Origin of the sequence: Niabella drilacis (genome assembly GCF_900101395.1) — a bacterium.
Lineage (GTDB): Bacteria > Bacteroidota > Bacteroidia > Chitinophagales > Chitinophagaceae > Niabella > Niabella drilacis.
Genome location: NZ_FMZO01000026.1, coordinates 1 through 19,494 on the forward strand (window position 1 = coordinate 1; position 19,494 = coordinate 19,494).

General features: G+C 41.7%; 17 protein-coding genes. All 17 read right to left on the reverse strand.

Translation table 11 applies throughout. The features are described 5' to 3' along the window. Window positions 1-528 precede the first annotated feature (528 nt). The 17 genes from BLS44_RS24440 to BLS44_RS24525 all read right to left on the reverse strand — a co-directional run bounded on the left by BLS44_RS24440 (window position 529) and on the right by BLS44_RS24525 (window position 19,455). Window positions 529-1,671, reverse strand: a complete 1,143-nt coding sequence (locus BLS44_RS24440; RefSeq protein ID WP_090393389.1) for a TlpA disulfide reductase family protein — start codon at window positions 1,669-1,671, stop codon at window positions 529-531. A gap of 438 nt (window positions 1,672-2,109) precedes the next feature. Further along, window positions 2,110-2,442 (reverse strand): hypothetical protein, encoded by a 333-nt coding sequence (locus tag BLS44_RS24445; RefSeq protein ID WP_090393390.1) that lies wholly within the window; start codon window positions 2,440-2,442, stop codon window positions 2,110-2,112. Window positions 2,443-2,742: 300 nt separating this feature from the next. Continuing rightward, window positions 2,743-4,110 carry a TlpA family protein disulfide reductase gene (locus BLS44_RS24450; RefSeq protein ID WP_090393391.1) on the reverse strand — a complete coding sequence of 456 codons (1,368 nt, stop codon included), beginning with the start codon at window positions 4,108-4,110 and terminating at the stop codon, window positions 2,743-2,745. 179 nt (window positions 4,111-4,289) lie between these two features. Continuing rightward, the gene (locus BLS44_RS24455) at window positions 4,290-4,718 is read right to left on the reverse strand and encodes a peroxiredoxin family protein (RefSeq protein ID WP_176954542.1); all 429 of its coding nucleotides are present in this window, start codon (window positions 4,716-4,718) and stop codon (window positions 4,290-4,292) included. Next, window positions 4,684-5,361 (reverse strand): DUF4369 domain-containing protein, encoded by a 678-nt coding sequence (locus BLS44_RS24460; protein WP_090393393.1) that lies wholly within the window; start codon window positions 5,359-5,361, stop codon window positions 4,684-4,686. The genes BLS44_RS24455 and BLS44_RS24460 overlap by 35 nt, the downstream gene beginning before the upstream one ends. 155 nt (window positions 5,362-5,516) lie before the next feature. Continuing rightward, window positions 5,517-6,668, reverse strand: coding sequence for a TlpA family protein disulfide reductase (locus BLS44_RS24465; RefSeq protein WP_090393394.1), 1,152 nt, complete (start codon window positions 6,666-6,668; stop codon window positions 5,517-5,519). Window positions 6,669-6,689: 21 nt separating this feature from the next. Further along, complete coding sequence (locus BLS44_RS24470; RefSeq protein ID WP_090393395.1) at window positions 6,690-8,213, reverse strand: DUF6734 family protein; 1,524 nt, start codon at window positions 8,211-8,213, stop codon at window positions 6,690-6,692. A gap of 3 nt (window positions 8,214-8,216) precedes the next feature. Continuing rightward, window positions 8,217-10,355 carry a hypothetical protein gene (locus BLS44_RS24475; protein WP_090393396.1) on the reverse strand — a complete coding sequence of 713 codons (2,139 nt, stop codon included), beginning with the start codon at window positions 10,353-10,355 and terminating at the stop codon, window positions 8,217-8,219. Between the two features lie 41 nt (window positions 10,356-10,396). Then, on the reverse strand, window positions 10,397-11,605 hold the full coding sequence (locus BLS44_RS24480; protein WP_090393397.1) for a carboxypeptidase-like regulatory domain-containing protein: 1,209 nt from the start codon (window positions 11,603-11,605) through the stop codon (window positions 10,397-10,399). Between the two features lie 67 nt (window positions 11,606-11,672). After that, complete coding sequence (locus tag BLS44_RS24485) at window positions 11,673-11,993, reverse strand: hypothetical protein (RefSeq protein ID WP_090393398.1); 321 nt, start codon at window positions 11,991-11,993, stop codon at window positions 11,673-11,675. 80 nt (window positions 11,994-12,073) lie between these two features. Next, the gene (locus tag BLS44_RS24490) at window positions 12,074-12,406 is read right to left on the reverse strand and encodes a hypothetical protein (RefSeq protein WP_090393399.1); all 333 of its coding nucleotides are present in this window, start codon (window positions 12,404-12,406) and stop codon (window positions 12,074-12,076) included. 239 nt (window positions 12,407-12,645) lie between these two features. Then, window positions 12,646-14,127 carry a TlpA family protein disulfide reductase gene (locus BLS44_RS24495; RefSeq protein ID WP_143019918.1) on the reverse strand — a complete coding sequence of 494 codons (1,482 nt, stop codon included), beginning with the start codon at window positions 14,125-14,127 and terminating at the stop codon, window positions 12,646-12,648. Window positions 14,128-15,429: 1,302 nt separating this feature from the next. After that, entirely contained in the window at window positions 15,430-16,044 is a 615-nt protein-coding gene (locus BLS44_RS24505; protein WP_090393401.1) for a peroxiredoxin family protein, read from the reverse strand. A gap of 650 nt (window positions 16,045-16,694) precedes the next feature. After that, window positions 16,695-17,279, reverse strand: a complete 585-nt coding sequence (locus tag BLS44_RS24510; protein ID WP_090393402.1) for an N-acetylmuramidase family protein — start codon at window positions 17,277-17,279, stop codon at window positions 16,695-16,697. A 2-nt stretch (window positions 17,280-17,281) separates the two neighbouring features. Continuing rightward, a complete protein-coding gene (locus BLS44_RS24515; RefSeq protein WP_143019919.1) occupies window positions 17,282-17,719 on the reverse strand; it encodes a hypothetical protein in 438 nt (145 codons plus the stop codon). 187 nt (window positions 17,720-17,906) lie between these two features. Continuing rightward, window positions 17,907-18,674, reverse strand: coding sequence for a hypothetical protein (locus BLS44_RS24520; protein WP_090393404.1), 768 nt, complete (start codon window positions 18,672-18,674; stop codon window positions 17,907-17,909). Window positions 18,675-18,684: 10 nt separating this feature from the next. Beyond that, window positions 18,685-19,455: a glycosyltransferase family 92 protein gene (locus BLS44_RS24525; RefSeq protein ID WP_176954543.1), complete on the reverse strand. Its 771-nt coding sequence runs from the start codon at window positions 19,453-19,455 to the stop codon at window positions 18,685-18,687. Window positions 19,456-19,494 lie beyond the last annotated feature (39 nt).

Consider the following 19,494-nt stretch of genomic DNA (forward strand, 5'->3'; position numbering starts at 1 on the left):
TCTATTCAGTGAGCGGGTTAAAGCCCTGATAGGTGCCGCACTTCTGTAGGAGGGCTGGAGCCGGAATGGATTCCGGGAAATAAGGGCGCTTCATTATCTCTATTCAAAAGTTGTTTTTAAGAACGAGGGAATCAATGATTTTTTTTGTGTCTGTTGAGGATGGTTTTGGCGCAAACTGCCGGATCACTTTAAAATCTAATGGCCTCGTGACTATTTGCAGTATGAGTGATAATGAACCGGAATCAATTTTATTAAAATGCGTAATTACTAGTGGTTTGTGAGGACACAAACCATGGCCCACGCCACGGTCAGTGTCCTCACTGACCGAGAAAAGAAATAATTTTGATGCCGGCTTATTATGAAATGGTTAAAAGCATTTTCTTATGTCAAAACTAAAATCTTTCGGGGGTATTTTTAGCCCGGAATAATTTTTAAAGATGCTTGCGGCGGATAAAACCACTTCTTCGAAAAAACATGGTTTTTCTTCCGGTGTCCCGATTTTAAAATCGGAAATTGGAGTTTACTATATCATTCAATGTCTAGTTTCAAAAGGTTTTTAAGAAGCGGAAATAAGGCAAATATCGGCGCGGTGTGATAGCCTTTTTCTTGCCTTTCGAAGCGATCTACTATTTTCCCCTGTTTGTCTATCAGGATGAGCACAGGAATACCATTTACCATGTATTTGTTGAAAAGACTGTTTTTCTTATCCAGTACATTAATCCAATCCATCGTTTGGTCCTTTATAAGGGCATTTTTCCATTCTGTGAGGTTGCCATCACAAGAAATACTTATGATTTCAAAATCCTTTCGAACGCTGGCTTTGTAGTATCTCTTTAATACCGGATAGATCCTTCGGCATGGAAAACACCAGGATGCCCAAAAATCCAGCAAAACATATTTCCCTTTTAACGACTCCAACCTTATTTCTTTGCCATGTATATCGTTGGCGATAAATGAAGGGGCTGGTTTGCCTTTTGAAATTTTATCAGCGATTTGTAATTTCTCAAAAATTTCTTTTCCAAAAGTACTTTTTTGTATTGATGATGGAAACTGTTTATAATAATTGTCCACAGCATCCAGGGTAAAGCGTTCGAAATTTAAGTTTTGGGCAATTATAAAAGCACTGATAAATGATTTTGGATTTTCTACGATAAAAGCCGAATCCAGGTTTGCAATTTCTTTTTTTGACATCGTCAATTGCAGTGAAATACTGTCCCGGGGCAGATAGGCCCCGGTATCCGTTTGTAGTTGGCTTTCCAAAAGCTCCGTTTCCAAAAGAAATGGTTTCTTTTTTGTTGTTAAATCAATAAGCTGTTTTTGTATTTCCGTTCCGTTTTGAAGTTGAAAGTACTTAAGGCTATCCTTTTGTAATTTGATGGATGTTTGTCCCGGAACAATAATTAATGCTGCAGTATTGTGCGCTGATTCGGACGGGTAGAAGTATAACCTGGCTATTGAAGGGCCCGCAACTGTTCCCCGGTAGCGGAAACCATGGTTCTTTATCGTTATTGTGTCTATTTCATGGTGTTCGGTCAGTAGTTCAATGATAAGTTGGCCATCCTTCAGGTCATCAAATTTTCCTGATAGTTGAAATTGGTTCTGGGAGAATATTTTGTTGTGAGAGATACTTAAGCAGATTGAAAAAAAGAAAAATAGGACTAATGTTCGCATAATTTGAGGTATTGATCTGGAGTTGTTGACGGTCGTTCTTGATGTTTCATAAATAGGATGATTACTGACTAGAGTATTTGAATTCTAATCAGTAATCACTTTTAATATTACACCTAACAGGGCTTGTTTACTTACAATTTCCTGATTTTGCGTTTGCATCGTAATAAGTACAGGGAGATTGAGTACATTCATCTTTACATGGGGGTGGGGCGCTACCACTGTCACTGCCTTCAATCACCCTTTTCAGTTGCGCTCTTGTGAGAACCTGTGCGCCCTCAACGTTTTGAAGGGATAATTTTAATTTTTTCATCATTCCCAATTTTTAACGTTTTATAATAGCCCTCCCTCGTTCGTACTGCAGGTTAAATGAAGGAAAGCCTTTTCAACCATCAAGGCTAAAACCGTTCGGGCTGCTATTTCTGGCCCGGAAAAATTTCTTCAGATTTCTCTACAGAGCACAAAAATGGCTTTTTCGGAAAAGCAAACCTCTTCGGGTTTCCCGATTTCGCAGGCGTCTTCTCTTGTCAACAGATCTCCGTACTTCATAAACCTGGAAATACAAAACTCCCCGTCTTCTGTATAACAGTATGTTTTGCGCTGCCGGTCGTAGATAATGGTTGCCCCCAGTTCCCGCATTTGGGATAGGATCCCTTTTGTCGCGTTCCTGTATAAATTCATTTTGCGGGCAAAGGTTTCCAGGTCGCCGGAGGCTTTTCTTTTAATTAAATAGTTGGCATATTCCAGCCGCTTAATGGCTTTTATTAAGGACATAGGCAATCATTTCAGGTTATAATAATAATTCCGGTGCGCTGCAGTTATAAAGGTGGTCTCCCGGCTTCTTTATTTTAAAGATACTAAAAAGAAAATAGAAAAAAACGGTTTATCAGGGGCAAACGCGTCTGAATTTTATAAAGCAGTATATTCCTCCTGATGCGGGCTTTGGTAAATGAGCCGGAATCTATGTTGCCGTTGGTGTTGAGCGGGATGCAACATCAACGGCTTAGCGGGGTTTTAGGTGCGCTGTAGTTGTGCCAAACCGGGTGCAATAGCGGAAAAGGAAAGAGCAAAGGCTCAAAAGTTGTTTTTAAGAACGAGGGAATCAATGATTTTTTTTGTGTCTGTTGAGGATGGTTTTGGCGCAAACTGCCGGATCACTTTAAAATCTTTATCAATAATTATGTACCTGGGCAATTCTTCAACAAAATAGTCTTTTAGATTCAGGCGATTGGTGTTCCATTGGTTTCCCTTCAGGCCCATTGATGTTATATACGATTGCCACTTTTTTATATCCTCGTCTATCGATAAAGAAATAAAGGCAACATCATTATTGTCAGCATATTCCTGCTTAAGGCGCTCAAAGTTGGGCAGTTCTGCTAAACAGGGGCCGCACCAGGTGGCCCATAAATCTATATAAATTACACGACCCTTATAATTTTCAATAGACACCGTCATATTATCAGCATCAATGGCCCTGAATATTTTCGCTTTTTGTTCGCCTTCAAATTGAAGCAGTTTTTGCTCAAACACATTTTGAAGAACATCTTTATATTTCGGATTTTTAATACGATCTATTGCAGGCGCGAGGGTTTTCACCGATTCTGTATTTGACGTATGTTTTAACTGGTCGCTAATATTTTTTGCGAACAGCCAGTCCTCAACCGGAATCGCAGCTGTTTTTGTATTGGGCGTGGAGTAGTTTCTTATTACTTTTAAAATGTTCCGGTATACCGGAAGAACCAGTAATGATGCGTCGTAAAATCCAGCCGCGTATTTTTTTAATAAAGGGGGTGCTAAGCGGTCGTATTCTGCCAGGTATGCTTTTAGAGAATCTTTTGGTATTACATCTTCATAGTAAAGCTGCATATAATACAGGCTATTAATAATGTCGGATTTTATCCTGCCCAGCTCATAGTTTTTAAAAACGGGGCTGATATTTTTACAGGACCGCAGTGTTTTCTCTCGTTCATCAGCGCATAACAGAATATTTTTCCAGTTAGATATAAACCTGCCGCTGATACCCGCTCCGGCGTTGATAAAGGAACCTGCTTTTGGGAATGGGGTGTCTTTTAAATAAGAATTTGCCGCTGAGCCTTTCCCCGAAAACCTGGCTGATTTGGGATAATTTCTGTCTAAAAAAACACGCATACTGTCTCCAGGCTCAAGATACAGCATATTCCTGCCTATCCTGAAGTAGGAGGCTGTTTCAAGTGGCAGCACAATCTTAAAATGATTATTTGAGTCAATCAAAAATTGAAAAGCAACATCGGAAAGCATCAATTCTCCGATATCTGAAATATTTTCGATGGATGTTGTTTTTGAAAAATTGATTCCGATACCCTCCAGTATTACGGAACCAGGGTTGTATTCCCGGTTTTGCAACCAGGCGCTTTTAGGGATTAAAGAAAAAAACAGGAAAATAAAAAGAACGCGAAAAAGCATCGGGCAATATTTAATGATGTTGTTTGTTAAAAGTATAAAGAATCATGTTGATTACCACCTGTATTTTAAAGAAAATTTGAGACTGTTTCAAACTAAGGCCAGGCTTCTGATGAATGAGTATAAACCGGGTGCCCCGGAATAATATGAAAATTTAGATGCGTTGGCCCCGGCTGGTCGCACTATTTTTGCGGGTATAAAATTTTTTCTAAATATTTTTCCAGGTCTGTTTCGTATAAATCCTTTGCGATTATTATACCATCGGCGTCAACAAGAAAATTTTGCGGAAGTTTGGCAACCCTATAAAGAAGGGCAACAGGGCTTTCCATGCCCTTTAGGTCGGAAAGCTGTGTCCATGCCAATCCATCGCTTTTAATGGCTTTAATCCAGTCCTCTTTTTTTGAGTATTCGTCCAAAGAAATACTAACAATTGAGAATCCTTTATTCTTATACTTTTTATATACATTAACTAAGTTTTTGTTTTCCCGCCTGCACGGTCTACACCAGGAAGCCCAAAAATCAATTAATAAATATTTCTGCTTGATATCTCTTAAAGAAACTGGATTACCTAAGACGTTATTTAGGGTAAAATTGGGTGCTTTGCCGCCCACCCCAAATCGTAATGAAGCTATTTTTTTTTTCCACTTTTTTACCTAGTATCGATTTTTTATCTGCGGGTAATAAAAGATGAAATAGTGTATCAATCTTATCGATATCTTCCTCTTTAACGTTAACGGGCAACCTCCTGAGGTAGTCAGAAATTAAAAATAGCTTTAGATTGGAGTTGGGATTGCTGATGAGGTATTGGTAGTAAAAAGTTGCGAGTTTGTACGCTTCTTTATTGATTTCACCTTTCCAGTATGCTGCACTGTCTACATTTTTTAGCGCCTCTTGCTCAGACCGTTTTTTATAAAGTAATGATAACGCCTGGTGAAACGGCCGATCTAATTCGTCTACTATGGTAAGCATATCTTCTTCGCGCAAATTGTTTATATCATGAGGATTTGTTGCGTACAATGTAAGTAAGGTGGTTGTTGCTATCTTCTTCGAAAATTCAAACTTATGGTTTGTAACCAAAGAGCTGTCAATCCCGCCTTCTGTGTCGGCATATATTGCATATATATACCGGGGTGATGTTAATAGATTTGAAACTTCTCCACTGATTGTTAAGGATGATGCCGTTTGCTTTAACTGATTTGTTTGGCAAAGCGTTGAAACAGGGGTCAGGAAGAAAAGTATAAGAACGTATTTCATTGTTGTTTGGGAAAAAACTTAAGAAGATGGCTATAACCCTTTACAGGGCTACATTTTTCGGGGTTTAGGCGTATGGGATACTTTCCCTGATCTCGAACAAAGGGAACTGAAAAAAACGCTTGTTTGTATTGAATTAAAAGCATTTTTATTGAATTTTAGTCGGACAGAAATGATTTTTTATGTTTAGAAATAAAAAGATTTCGGCTTTTTAGAAAATCAGTCAATGCTTCCAATGAGAGGTTGGAGTCGATTATTTCCCCTTCTGAAGTAACAAGGTAATTCTGCGGGATCGCATTTAAATTATATTGAGTTTTTACAAGCCTGGTTTTAAAATTTTTATCGATGAAGTTTTTAATAAAAATGCGGTCCTCCTTTGACGCCATTTCCCAGTTTTTTATAGCATCGTCAATGCTCACCAATACTATATCAAATTTTGAAGTGTCCAGATCCGGATAGATCTGCTGTAGCTGTGCTATCGACTTTCTACATGGGCCACACCAGCTTGCCCAAAAATCAACCAGGGTATATGGCTTCTTTTTATAAATCGATTGAAGGTCCGTTGTCCTGTTCCCGGTTGAAAGAAGCTCTGCAGTGGGAAGCGTTTGCCCGATCATTAATTTCTTGTAATTCGTAATTGTAGTTAAAAGCTCCTTTCCCAGCTGTGTCCGCATCAGCGTATCTGTAAAAATCAGGGAACATTCCTCCAGTAATTTTGTGGACATGTATAATTCCTGTTTTAACAGCTTAAATAGCACGAAATAGGAATTGTTGTGATTTTTGACAATTTCCAGTATATTTTGCTCATATTCCCGGTAAGATGCATAAAAAGAGCCGCCTCCGTCAACAGGCGAAAAGTCGTATTTTTTTTTCATGCCGGACATCTGTGGATTGTCAGTAATGAGGGCTGGTGGTGCAAATAGCAGCTCCTTATGTTTTGCCATAAAATCGTTTTCGCCGCCGGTAACCGGGCTTCGTGCGGTTGGGTAATTGACGGTAATCTGAACCAGGTCCAGCGTGGCCAAAAAAGCTCCGATTCTTGTAAGAACGCTGTCTTTACGATCTTTCAGCAACAGTATACACCAGCGGGGCTCGGTTGCTGTTATTTTTAATAAATAGGATTGGAAATTCCGGGCGCCCTTTTCGCTGGCAAGCGCTTTGTCGCTATAAAAGTCTATGATTTCCAGGTTATACATTTGTTCAATACCACCCGGCAACTGCAGTGTTACACTAACCGGGCAAACATGCGTTTGCGCGGTTAGGTATGTAACAGAAAGCATGCAAAAAAACAAACAGAAAGTCTTACGCATAATGTAGTTTTAGTCTTTCATCTATAAGGAAAGATAAATTATTTTATTTGTTACCAGGATCTCAAGCTTTAGCTCCAGCAATTTTTTAACAGAACCAGGATCGTTACCCGCATCGGGGAAGGCCTGGCTGATCTTATCAACAAGCGTGGAAAAGCTGCATCCCTGCGAGGCAAGCAGGACCATATTTGCACAGAGCTCATCCAGAACAAATGTCCTGTGCCCTTTGAAGAACAACCCGGGTACAATAGCGGTAATGATATCCTTTTCATAGGAGGACCGGAACTGAATCGTATTTCCCGTAATTTGAATACTGGTCCAATCGTAGCAGCCATCAATGATTTCTAAAAAAGGATTGGTGTAAACCAATGCGGCTTGTTTCCGGCTTTCAGGAAGTGTAAAAAAAAGCATGCCGGATATGGATGCGGCTTCCTGCTTATGCAACAGCGCCGCATCAATTTTGTTGAATTGTAAGATGACCCGTTTGAGCGTACACTCATACCGGTAAAGGCTTTTTAAAAGTGAATTTTTGGACCGGGCCACCGCTTTTTTTAAATCTTTGCTGGATAGGGTATTTATTTTCCCGGTTATAGCATTCAGGAGCTGAACCGTTTTTGTAAAGGCCACCGGCCCGTTTTTTTTTGACGGAGGCCTGTTTGCTATTTCCTGGATCTTGTTGGGAAAATAGTAATGTGTTTTTCTGAACAGGGCTGTTATTTTTAAAAAGGTCTCCGGGTAATGATGGTAAAGCAGGTCGCATACCTGGTTGCAGATATTTTGGTTGCGCTTGTGGGGCCCTATAAAATGAAGATAATTGATCCTGGGCAGCATTGCAAAGTTGGCAACATCGGCTATCCCGTACCCGTTGTCCGGGAACTGTTTCTCAAAATAACAGTTCACTTCAAGGTTCATTTTCTTTGACAGGGAATAGAAAAGAACCTGTTCAAAAATGATATTAAAGTTCGTATTTAAGGGGTTCGCGGTATTCCTTTTTATGATCGTTGCTGCTTCAGAAAAATAGGTTCTGAAAAAAGACAGGTTTGTACCTCCTAAAATTCCTGCATTGTATGCGTTTACATGGGTTGTATACAGATCGGTTCTTAAATATTCCGGGTAAAAAAAAGCATCGGATCTGTAAGGAGAAAAAAGGTTGTTGTAGTAAGCGGTGCCGGTTTCGGGGTTCTGAGCAATTAAGGGGGATGTCAACAGCTTTTTCCGGAACGGTTTCCAGAGCACCACATCCCCGTCAACATGGATAAACGGCTTTTCCTGGCGGGCATAGGTGAGCAGCTTGGGATAGGCCCATAGGTCCGGCGCGCAATCCAGGTTGTCGTAATCCGTAATTATTTTTTTATAAGGCAGGTCCAAAGTATCTGAGAGGATTGCGGCCCCGTGTTTGTCGGTATACAGCTCCAGTTCTTTATAAAATTTATTTAACTGGAGGCTGCTTAATGCCCAGGCCATCAGGTGGTGTTGCGGCGAAACCCAGCCGAAAGGATCTTCCAGCAGGTTTTTTTTATGGGTCCATAGTGTCTGGCAGATAGTCATGGTTTATTTATTAGCTTCGATGATGATCTCTTTTTCCTGGTGCAGCAGATCTCCGTTTTCGGCAATACCCTCTACAATAATTTTGTAGTTGCCCGGGAGGTCACTGCTGTAAAAATCAAGCGTGGCGCTGCCGGGTACGGGTAAAAAGGGACGCCAGCAGAGGGTAGATAAGTAGTGGAGCGATTCCTGTTCTTTTATGTCCTTTTCCTCCATCCCGGTAAACAGGCGGGCAGTGTTTACACGCTCTATGTTGTTATCTGCACAGCCCTGGTATATAATATTTCCACCAGCGGATCTATATATCTTGCCCTTTACAGGCAGGGTATTTCCCTCGTCACCAATATGAGCCGGGCAGTTCAGTATATTGTTTATACATACGAAATCTCCGCAGTTATTGCCAAAAAGGGCATCGGGGCGTGCAAGCGGCTTTGTGGCCCGGACAGTGACCATCCTCATCGTTTTTGCTTCAAAGGAGTCCTTGAACACCAGGTAATTGCCGGTTAGGGCCTCCTGGTATGGACGGGCTGCGGGCAACCCCGGTTGCTGCAGGTAGTTCATGGGTTCCTGCATCGGGTTGGTCATGATAACAGCATAGCGAATGAGCCCGATCCCTTCCATTGCTCTTTTATTAATGTTCCCGGCTGCGGCGGTAAATACGCTGCCTTCCGGGGTTACCAGTTGTGTGGGAGCGGGAAAGAACCGGCCGCTGCTGTCTGTGGTTATAAAGTTTTTTAGGGTATCCCGGAGAAGGAGTACCATCAATTGTTTTTCGACCTCCACGCCACCCCGGGCCATTACGATGCTGCCGGACACGGTAGGTTTATGGAGGGGAGGCGCAACCGTATTTGCCGGTGTCCCGGCATCGGCTGCTTGTTCCAGGGTATTGCTCAGTAAGCTGCTGCTGCTATAAATGGTTGCCGATTGGTAGGGATCATTCAGGGGCTGCGTATAATAGTAGGCGGGTAATAGCAGGCGGTTATGGTTTTCGAGGCGCGTGGTGTTAACACACCAGGCAGTAAGAATGGCTTTTAAGGGCTGGCCCTGCTCGTTTCCCGCATTGATTTTTACGGTAATTTTTTCGCGGGTTTGGAACCGGTCTTTTGTTGTTTGAAGGGTTATTGTGCTGCGGTTGTTATAGTGGGCAAAAAAGGGTTTCTGGTCGAGTAAGGTCCCGGTTTCATTAAAAAGGGAAAGGATATAAGTACCTTTTTTAAACGACCCCAGTGGGAGGGATATTTTTTTGTGGCCTGTTATATAGATGGGATCCGATCGTTCCTGTTCTGTACTCAGCAGGTTCCTGTAAGCCAGCACCACTTTTTGGGGTTGGGTGGTGGTGATGGTGGCTTCCAGGGAATCATTGTTAATAGTATGGGCCAGCAGGAGGTTTGCCGGCTGGTGGGTGGGGATAGTCTTCTGCGGGCCTGTTGGAGCAGCACTGCCGTGTATTGTTTTTTTTAGGGGGAGCCATAGGGTAAAGGGTTTTGATTGCCCGTTGGCGGTGGTAACGGTATAGAGTACGGGCAGGGAGGTATCTGGTTGCCGGAGGGGTATGATGAGCGTAGCTCTTCCTGTAATATCCAGTTTTTGAGTGTTGGGTTTTTGGCCTGGGCGGTGGTAAGTAATGGCGGCTTTTTTATCATTGATGAGTACTCCTTCAGCAGCGGTGGCCTGCATGGATATGCGGATGGTATCGGATATATGGAGGCTGTCTTCTATATGAAAGGAGAGGTGGAAGGGGGGCTGTTCTGTGGTTTTTATTGTTAAGCGTTTACGGAAACTGAAGCGGGGTTTTCCGGAGGGATCCAGGAGGTTGAGCGCTGCCACAAGCTCGTAATTACCGGGCTGCAGCTCCTGCGGAAGGGTAAGCGTTCCGGGGCAGCAGCCCTGCTGCATCAGGTAGTTTTGGCTGAGGAGGAACCCGGTCGTGTCCTGCCGGATGAGTGCAACGGCCATGATGTCGGGTTGCAGTGTATCGGGTAATGGTTCCTGCGGCAGAAAATACCCGCTGAACCAGATGGCTTCTCCGGGGGTGTAAATGGTTTTATCCGTAGCTACATACAGGGCGCCCCCATTTGAGGAGGGGGCCTGGGCATTCAAAATTGCCCGGATAAAAAACAGCAGCAGTAACCCTTTTCTTTTCAAGAGTGGCAGGCTTTTGGGATGGTGAAATTACAAAAATAGGATCATGGATAATAATTTAAGGGCAACATCATTGCAACCTTCTCCGACCAGTTAAAAAATCCATTGGTAATAAGAGCGGAGTTTTTTCTGTAAGATCCGTTTGGCTTAATAAAAAGGGAAGGACTTTCATCAAGATAGAGCATACTGGAGATCCTGTTGGTTAATTCTTTAAAGGCGGGCATACGTGCAGCGTCCTGCAACCTGGAAAAGAAAAGAAACGAAGCGGATCTTAAATAGTCAAGTACAAGGGGTGCGCTATATAAACTGTCAGCCATCCTAACCAGGAGCGTACCCGGATAATTGAGCGCTACTGTTTGAGCATCCACCGGGGAAGTGATCTGGCCTGCCTGTATCTCCGTACTATCAACCGTTGTTTTGAAGGTATTGCCTATATGCCCCATTGCACGGGTTACAGCAGCCGTCCGGTTCCCCAGTATAACGGTATCCGCAATTTTCAGGGACTTCAGCCGATAAAGGGAATATCCTTGCTGCTTCAGTGAATTATTGTATAATGCCCGCATAAAACGGAGCAAGGATGTTTTGTAGACCTCCGCGCGGTTGCGTCTCCAGGTATTTTGTTTGCTGCTGTCCCCTTTCATTTCTGTAAAGTGCAGGGTTCCGGTGGATACGGTTTCAGCGGTCTTTTCATTCCTTAAAAACCGGTCTGTTTCATAATAGATCGTGTACCCCAGCGCTGCATTTTGTATAACCAGGGGGGCAGTCGTTCTTGCTTCTAATATCCCGTTTTTTTTGTGGTAGGAAAACACTACTACCTCTTTGTTTTCTATCCTGCAGGAGTTGGCATATATAGAATTCCCCATCACAATATCGAAAAAAACGGCGCCCCATTTTTTCCAGCTTCCAGATCTTTCCTTCGTTTTGGAGCGAACCACTACGGGGTTTAAAAAACCGGCCTTCGGGCGCATATATAAAGAATCCGGTCTGAAGGAGGAGGATAGCTGAAACTTCAAGGGATGATAGGCCACATGGGTTACGGTCAGTTCGTAAAAACCAGCGGGAAGATGGTCTATGCGAAATCTTCCATTCGTATCCGTTATGGTACCTAAAGTGGTGTTTGGTAAATAAACACTTGCCCCGGAAACAGGAGCAAGTGTTGCGCTGTCATTTACTATGCCGGTAACTGAAAAAAGTTGCCCCGTACTTTTTATAAAGAAAAAAGAAAATAGTAATAATAGAATACCTGTTTTCATTTATTCCTGGTAAAGGTGAACCGATCAGCTTTATGCGGCATTTGGAAGAAGTTTGTCTCCTGTTGTTCTAAGCACAGGGAAATGGCCCGCCTGGGGCGCAGAAGGCTTTGTACCCGCCGGGGCAGGATGAATCAGGACAGGCCCAGACAGCTGACCCCGGAGGACAGGTTCCGGCAGCGCAGGAGTCGCTGCCGGAACCACTGCCGCTACCGCCATCATGCTCCCCGGGCCAGATACATTCATTATTGATGCATTCCAGGCCCATATCACATTGGGACGTATAATTGCAGCCACTACCGCCCGATCCCCCATCAATTTTTTTCATTTGTTCTCTGGTGAGCAATGCTCCTGCATCTAATGGCAGGTTGCTCCATTTTAGTTTTTTCATTTTTAAAAAATTAAAGAGTGACTAATAATAACACTCAAAACTAAAACTGACCGGGGCACTATTTCTGCCCCCAATTTTTTTCAAATCTCCTCGCATAAAACAAAAACGGCTTTTTCTGAAAAACAGAGTTCTTCAGGCTTACCGATCTTCGCCGCTTCATTGCGGGTCAGTACCTGTCCGTATTCCATAAACTTTGAGATGCAAAACTCCCCCTCCCGGGCATAATAATAGGTTTTTCGTACCCGGTCATAGTGTATGGCTGCGCCCATTTCGCGCATCTGGGCAATCAGCGCTTTTACGGCCCGTTTTGACAGGTTCATTTTCCGGGCAAAGGTCGCCGGATCGCCGGTGGCTTTTTTCTTAATCAAAAAATTGGCATACTCCAGCCGCTTAATGGCTTTTATTAAGGACATAGGCAATCATTTCAGGTTACAGTAGTCTTCATCCCGGGATATAGCAACTCTAAAACAGAAACCCGGAACCATCCTGCTCTAAAGATAATAAAAACAAAGCAGAAAAAAACGGTTTATCAGGGCCAGGCGTGTCTGAATTTTATAAAGCAGCATATTCACTCCGGTCCGGCAATTGAAAATTTCAAAAGCAACCTGAAATTCGTTTGCCAGCATACCGGTTTCGCGTTAAAAAGATATTTCTAAAAGTATTGCTCCAAAATTGTTTTTATTTCAGGTGAGCCGGGATGTTCCGCATCATCATCAATCACCTCCCCATTTTTCCCCAATAAAATGTACCGTGGTATTGTTTGAATATTAAAAACTCTTTTTAAAAGAGCGCTATCGAAATCCGGGATAAGATAGCTGGCGTCAACAGGGAGGTTTTCTTCGGCTGCAGCTTTCTTCCAGGCGTTTATTTCAGCATCGGTGGAAATATAAATAAATTTAACCGGCTTGTCTTTCATTTCAAGCACGAGGTTTTTACTTGATGGAAATGCCCTTCTGCAGGGCATGCACCAGCTTGCCCAAAAGTCGATATACAACAAACTATCCTTATGTTTTTTTAATATCTCGTTCCATGTAATACGATTCCCTTTCAGGTCAATTAATACCTGCTGCCCGTTTGTCGATTTTAGAGCAAGAAGCGCGTCTATTTCATTGAGCAGGTAGTTACTGTATTTATCTTTATCATCGTTAATAAACTTATCATAATATTCCTTGTGCAGTGCATATTGTGTTTTTAGATTTCTTTTTAGCACAACAAATTCTAAGAACCGCTGCTGTTCTTTTATTTTTACCGGGTTGCTGCGTAAATATTCAAACAGGTCAGCAAATAAATTTTCACCGGCAAATTTTTTGGTATAATATGCAAAAACAGGCGATCGTAAAAACATCTGGTTCCCGATTGTCAGCTTTTCGGTGGAAGTAGCTTTCTTTATCAGGCTGTCCAGATATTGAATATATGATCCCGGGTAGTCGGTAATTTTCAGATTTTTCATATGTATGGCCGTTGTAGCCTGTAGCCGTTGAAAATTTTTATAAAGGCTTTCCACTTGTTCTACAAACGATGGGGATAATTGCTTTCCTGTCTGATAAGATTTAAGAAAATCAAGTCTCTTTTGATAAGTATCTAATGATGTTTGAATGTAAGCTGTAAAGTCTATATTGTTGCCTGTCGCAATTGCTTTTGTATTCGGCAAAGAAAAGAAGAGGCTTGATTCTATAATAGGATCCCCGGTTGCCTGGGCTGCAACAAAAAAAGACAGCTCATTATTCCTTATCGTATCGCTTTCGGTTTCGAGAACCGGGGATTTGTTATCACCCAAATATAAATGAAGCGTATCGCCCGGATAAACTAAAAAAAGATTATGCATGACTGCATCTATTAGCAGCACAGGGGTATTACTTTCAATTACTTTTAAAGAATCGGTATTTGTAAAAGAAAATGGCGGTACCGTATTGTCGAATTCTCCAAAATAATAAAAGAAAGCAGCTTGCCCTTTTTTCAAATTGCTATGAATAATTATTTGTTTTTTTTGAATCGTTTCTTTTTCAGACTCAGAAGGGGTAGTTGAACAGGAACATAAATTAAATAAGAGAGAGAGTCCCGTTAATAGGCCGCACCAATAATTTTTTTTATTGATAACAACATTAAATGAGTTTGTGTAAAGCTGTTTTTCCATTATAAAGTATAATTTTTTCCTCAATTTTGGCCCCTCAGCAGGTAAAGATTTGATGGTATTGTTTTTCTTATGAAGCTCCTTCACCCAAAGGGCGTGAAAAAAACTGGAATTGCTGCAGTTGTGGGCAATAGTCGTTTTAGTCAGTTTAATGAAACTCCTTTGTGAAGTTAGGGCATTTTGATAATGTGCAAAGAATAACTTTCTCAGAAGCTGTTTGAAAACGATTCTATATCATTGATACATTCATTAAAATGTGCGGGCGTACTATCGCATTTCTCATAGCATGGGATAGCTGTCATTTGCTAAAAACGGGAGTTACATCGTTTACAAAAGAGGGATCGCTTCCCTGCATATAGCCTTGCGCTCTTGCGCAGGCCGGGAGGCCTGGGCAGCCGTGTTCCTTCATTTTGCGGTAAGTAGGGCGCTGTTTAACTCAGAAACCAACCAAATCACGCGGTAAAACAGTGTGCTTCAAAAATACGCCAGCCCGCATACTACATGCAAAGAGACAAGAATCTTTCAAAATCCGCGCAGCAACTTTTGCGCTCTAGTACCTTTTTGTTTGCTCCAAAAGGACCACGGAGTCGGTTACAGCATGATGCCGGGGAAAGATTTCTATCGGCTTTGGTGCAGCGTAGCAGGTCCCGCTACGTTTATTGAAACCCTGGGAGGAGGGGCGCCCCGCTTCAGAACTTCTATACTTTAATCAACATACATAGCCTATCTGCGGCGGCTTAAATTCCAATCCTTATCCGATTATTGCGGGCAGCATTCGCCCTGGGGCGGACTTGTTCCGATCGACTATCAGGATTGCTTCACCTTGTGTCCAGGACAAAAGTGAAAAATAAGGTTAAGGGGGTGATTATAGTTATTTAGCAGACCCTAAGTATTAAATTTGAATACCCCATAATACGAAGAACGGCTGGTTTTGTTTTTTTCATTTTGCTTCCAATTGTAAGATCAAGGTTAACCAATACGATGTCATATTGATTTATTTGATCCCCCTCAAACATTTCACCTTCAAACACATCGTCTATCAAAAGTTGGTCATCGCCATTTTCGTGATTCCGCTTTATGTTTTAAAATGATATAGCCTATTGCAAGAATCAGTTCAATTTTGTCGCTAATATTATATTTTTCAAGAGTAGTCTTGGAAAGCAGGAGCTCCTTTAACTTTCTTATGTTCATTACTGAAAGTTTCATAAAATCCGATTTGTGAATACAACCTTTTCCAACTTCCAAATTGTTTTTATAATTGGTGATCCATGAGCATTTTGGGTATCATAATGAAAAAGCCGGGTACTACATTGAATCTAACAGGTCTTCAATTGTTGCAAGAAATGATCCCATAAAAAAATTGGTACTCTGTTGTTTTGTTGGAAATCCGCCCGAGCAAACTCTTTTAATCGTTCCCCTTTTTAAAATAAGATTGGTAGGATATCCGCTTTCAAAATTGAGCTTGTTACCAATGTCTCTTTCAACAGATACTGGCATATAAGGAAGATCATGCTGTTTGACGAACGCATTTACAGTTGAATCATCATCAGGCGTTATGGACAGAAAAAGAACATTTTTATTGTCTTTCAGTTTGTTATAGAGCAAACTTATTCCTTCCAGTTCCAAAATACAGGGTTTGCAATTAGCAAAACTGAAATTAAGGATCACAACTCTTTGTTCAAAGACGCTGCCGGGAATACCGGCTTCTTTGGATAGCAACTTTAAAAAAGGATATGAGGTTCCAACCAGGGATTTACTTCTTGTCTGAAATTTTTTGATCTCTGATTGAATAACATCCTCAGACACATTGTGCTGTGTTTTTAAAGGAGGCGCAGGCTTATCTGCTGGAGTTGTTGAGGAGTTACAGCCAATCACGAGAATTGAAAATACAATCAAGCGATACTTTAAAATGACAGCCATTGTGATATGCGATAGATGAATATTGATACACTTGAAAACTGTTGAAAATAGCACATACTTCTTTTAAGTGTATAAAAGAAACTTGGTAGCTATTTAATTCAAAAAACCAAGGCTGCTGATATTAAACAGCCTTGTTTAAAAATTAGTGCCCACAAATTGAAGCATCGCATGCTACTCCGCATACGATCGGTACACCTGCATCTGGCCCGTTTTTACAACAATAATCACATAAACATTTGTTGTCCGTTGTCCAACAGGTACCACATATGGATACGTTGGCTGCTCCTCCGCAGTGATCGATGGTTCCACTTCCTTCCCCGCTTCCCTGTCCCCCCATAATCCTTTTCAATTGGTCTCTTGTAAGCACCTGTGTGCCTTCTAAATTAACAAGATTCAATTTCAATTTTTTCATTGCTTCAAATTTTTAATGCTTTAATAATCGCTTCCCCATCATTCGTACTGCAGATGGAATAAGGGAGAGCATTTTCAACCATCAAAGCTAAAATTCCTCGGGCCGCTATTTCTGGCCCCGAAAAAATTTCTTCGTGTCTTTTTGTAAATGACAAGAATGGCTTTTATTAAGAACATAGGCAATCATTTCAGGTTATAATAATAATTCCAGTGCGCTGCAGTTATAAAGGCCGAACCTCTTAAAGGTAATAAAAATAAAAGGAACTTTTTATGAATATTTTATAGGCGGCTGCCATTCTGCTATCATAGCGGTTCTTTTTATACGCGGGCCCATTATAAATATAAGCAAATGCAGGCCAATCCCTTCGCTGCAATGCAGCCAATAGTCCTGTATTTTTTACAAAGTTACAAAAGGCCATAAGATGGGCCGGTTCGCCGGTATACATCGCATTTATAAATAATGGCAAAGTGGCAAAACCTGCTAATTTGAAGTTCAACCCCAATACCTGGAATTTTCCCCAGGATACGGCCATCAGTGCTGCCTGGCGATCCTGGGCCGCAGCCCTTTGCAAACGCCGGTGCTGGTCGCTTATTTTACCGTGCCCACCGGGTATGGAGTTGCTGATATCCGGGTATGCGGTATCATATTTTCCTGCGGTCAGCTGGTGAAACTTATGCCTTTCAAAAAGGATCTTTGGCGTGTCATTGGCAAGGAACCCGGCGCCGGCCGATTCTACTTCTGCCACCGCCGTTATTGCAGCAACCTCACAGCCCAATAACCGGGCCGCCTCCTTGTAATCCTGTTGTGTTAATATGGGTTTCATCGTTAAAATTTAAGAAGGTCCATATTGATACCACCCTGAATATATGGAACCATTTTACCCGCGTTATACAGGGAATAAAGGTATCCGGCCCCAATGTACGGGCTGAGCCGGCCATCCGGGGTAATGTGGAACTGCAGCCCGGTGGAAAGCAGGTTGCTTTGCTGATCCCTTAACCCTGTTACCAGGGTACTGTTCCAGGTAAGCGCAAACCTGTCCTTTGGGAACGCTACGGGCTTCTTATAGCGCTCCAGCCCGTTGATATGAAAATCAGGATCCGGCGATGACACATCGATAAAATTCCGGTAACGGCCAAACAGGCTTTTCCGTTTCCGGTACCCGATGATATCCAGTACCGCATGGTACCGGTAACGGATGGCCTGGCTGCTGCTATTGGTTGCCGCCCAAAAGTGAGGACCTGTATAAGTTGTTGTAATATTCACTGCCCCGCTTTTCAAGGTGTCTATTGGAACACTTAAGAGGTAATAAAACGTCGCTATCAAACAATTCCCCCCACAGATAGCGGCAACAGCCAAAGAGCCAGACTATACAAGAAATTAATTCGCTTTTCTCTTTTTTTCTTTTGAAACCTTTCTGGATGATTTCTTTGCATTTTATTTCAGCATCCTATTAGATATAGGAGCCGACTTCAAAATAGAAATTTATAAAGTCATTAAATTTAGCGTCGGACCATGTAGTTAAATTTTTCCCTATTCCAAAATTTGCCGGTTTTTCTTTTTGTTCATATAAGCGAATCATTTCTATTCCAGCTTCATAGTGATTTGCGAGTGAGCTTATGCGTATTGTGTTTTGGTGACTCAGATCGCAGCAGTAACTTGGCGGGGCTTGGGTGTGGTCTATGAAGAGACACTTCTCGTTTACCGCGCTTTTGTACCAACAGGAATGGACCTCTAAGGATTGCTGTTCACTAAACCCCTTTTTCTTCAAGTAGTTGTATCTCACTACGCAACTTCCCTCTAAATCGTTGTCCGCTTCCCGAAGCTGAACGTCCTCTAGCCCAAGCTTCTTAAAATATCTGCCCGGCTTCCAAACATTATATTCTGATTGTTTATTTAGAATGCTGGTAGAGTCTGCAAAATGCCCTGGAAGATAAAAATCATCATCGTCCATCAGGCTAACCAGATCTGTGTCTGGAGGGATATGAGAGAATGCGTCTCTGTAAATACTTCCCAGATGTTTGTATGGCTCCATCGTTATATAATCAATATGGTTATTTATAAGAGTTATGTCTTTGTGAGGTTTCATAGTGATGGGTATCGAAGCGTTGTTGAAAATAACAAAGTGCTTTTCTTTAGCGATTTGATTTAGAAAGCAAGTGACCACTCTTTCTAAATGGGAGAATCTGCCATTCGTACAAGTTAATCCAACTATTTTCATTGCTGTGTTTTTATTTAAAAGATCCCGATCTCATTTCATTGTATCTGTCAAGTAGTTCGGTACAATTGCTATTAAAAGCGAAGTTTTTTTCTGATTTGTAAAACGAATCCATCCATTCTAGTTGAGCGGCGTTTGTGTTGTAATGGTTGAATCTCAGATTCTTGCCGGTTGCGTCGCAATAAGTATTATAACCACAAATTACCGGAAGATGGTGGATATTCCATGTATTCATGACTCTGGCAGTATCGAAGTTTTCATGTTTTATAATATGCTTGGGTGCCCACATGGAAGTGTCGAGACCGGCGATACATTTCGTGATTTTTGTTACAGGACAGCGTAGATTGTTAAAACGGTCGTCAAATTTTCTTTGATGGAGGATTATGTCAGAGAAGTTGTTAAAGTCCAGAATGGTGATGAGATTCTTTAACTCGAATCTCGAAAAAATAAATTCATCAATGTCAACAAACGCGGTCCATGAGTCGATGCTTGGTGTATTTTTCAGGTAATGTAGAATGGATTCTTTTTGACCGTAGCAGATTTCGTTATTTTTATTTTTGGGTTGCCAGTCAACTACGGTAATGTGGCCTTTATATTTTGATATGATATTGTTGAACCGTTCATCCAGTTCTTCATCGGATATATCAGCGGTCAATTTTAGAAAGTTGATGTTATATTTATTGGTTGTCGGAGTACTTCCATTGCGTCCTATTGATTTTGAATTGTCGTATAAGTAAAAGTGGTCAACTCCCAGCAGAAGATGATAGTCTATCCACTCTTCCAAAAAGTATATATTCTCCCTGAGAATAAATATTGTGTGAAT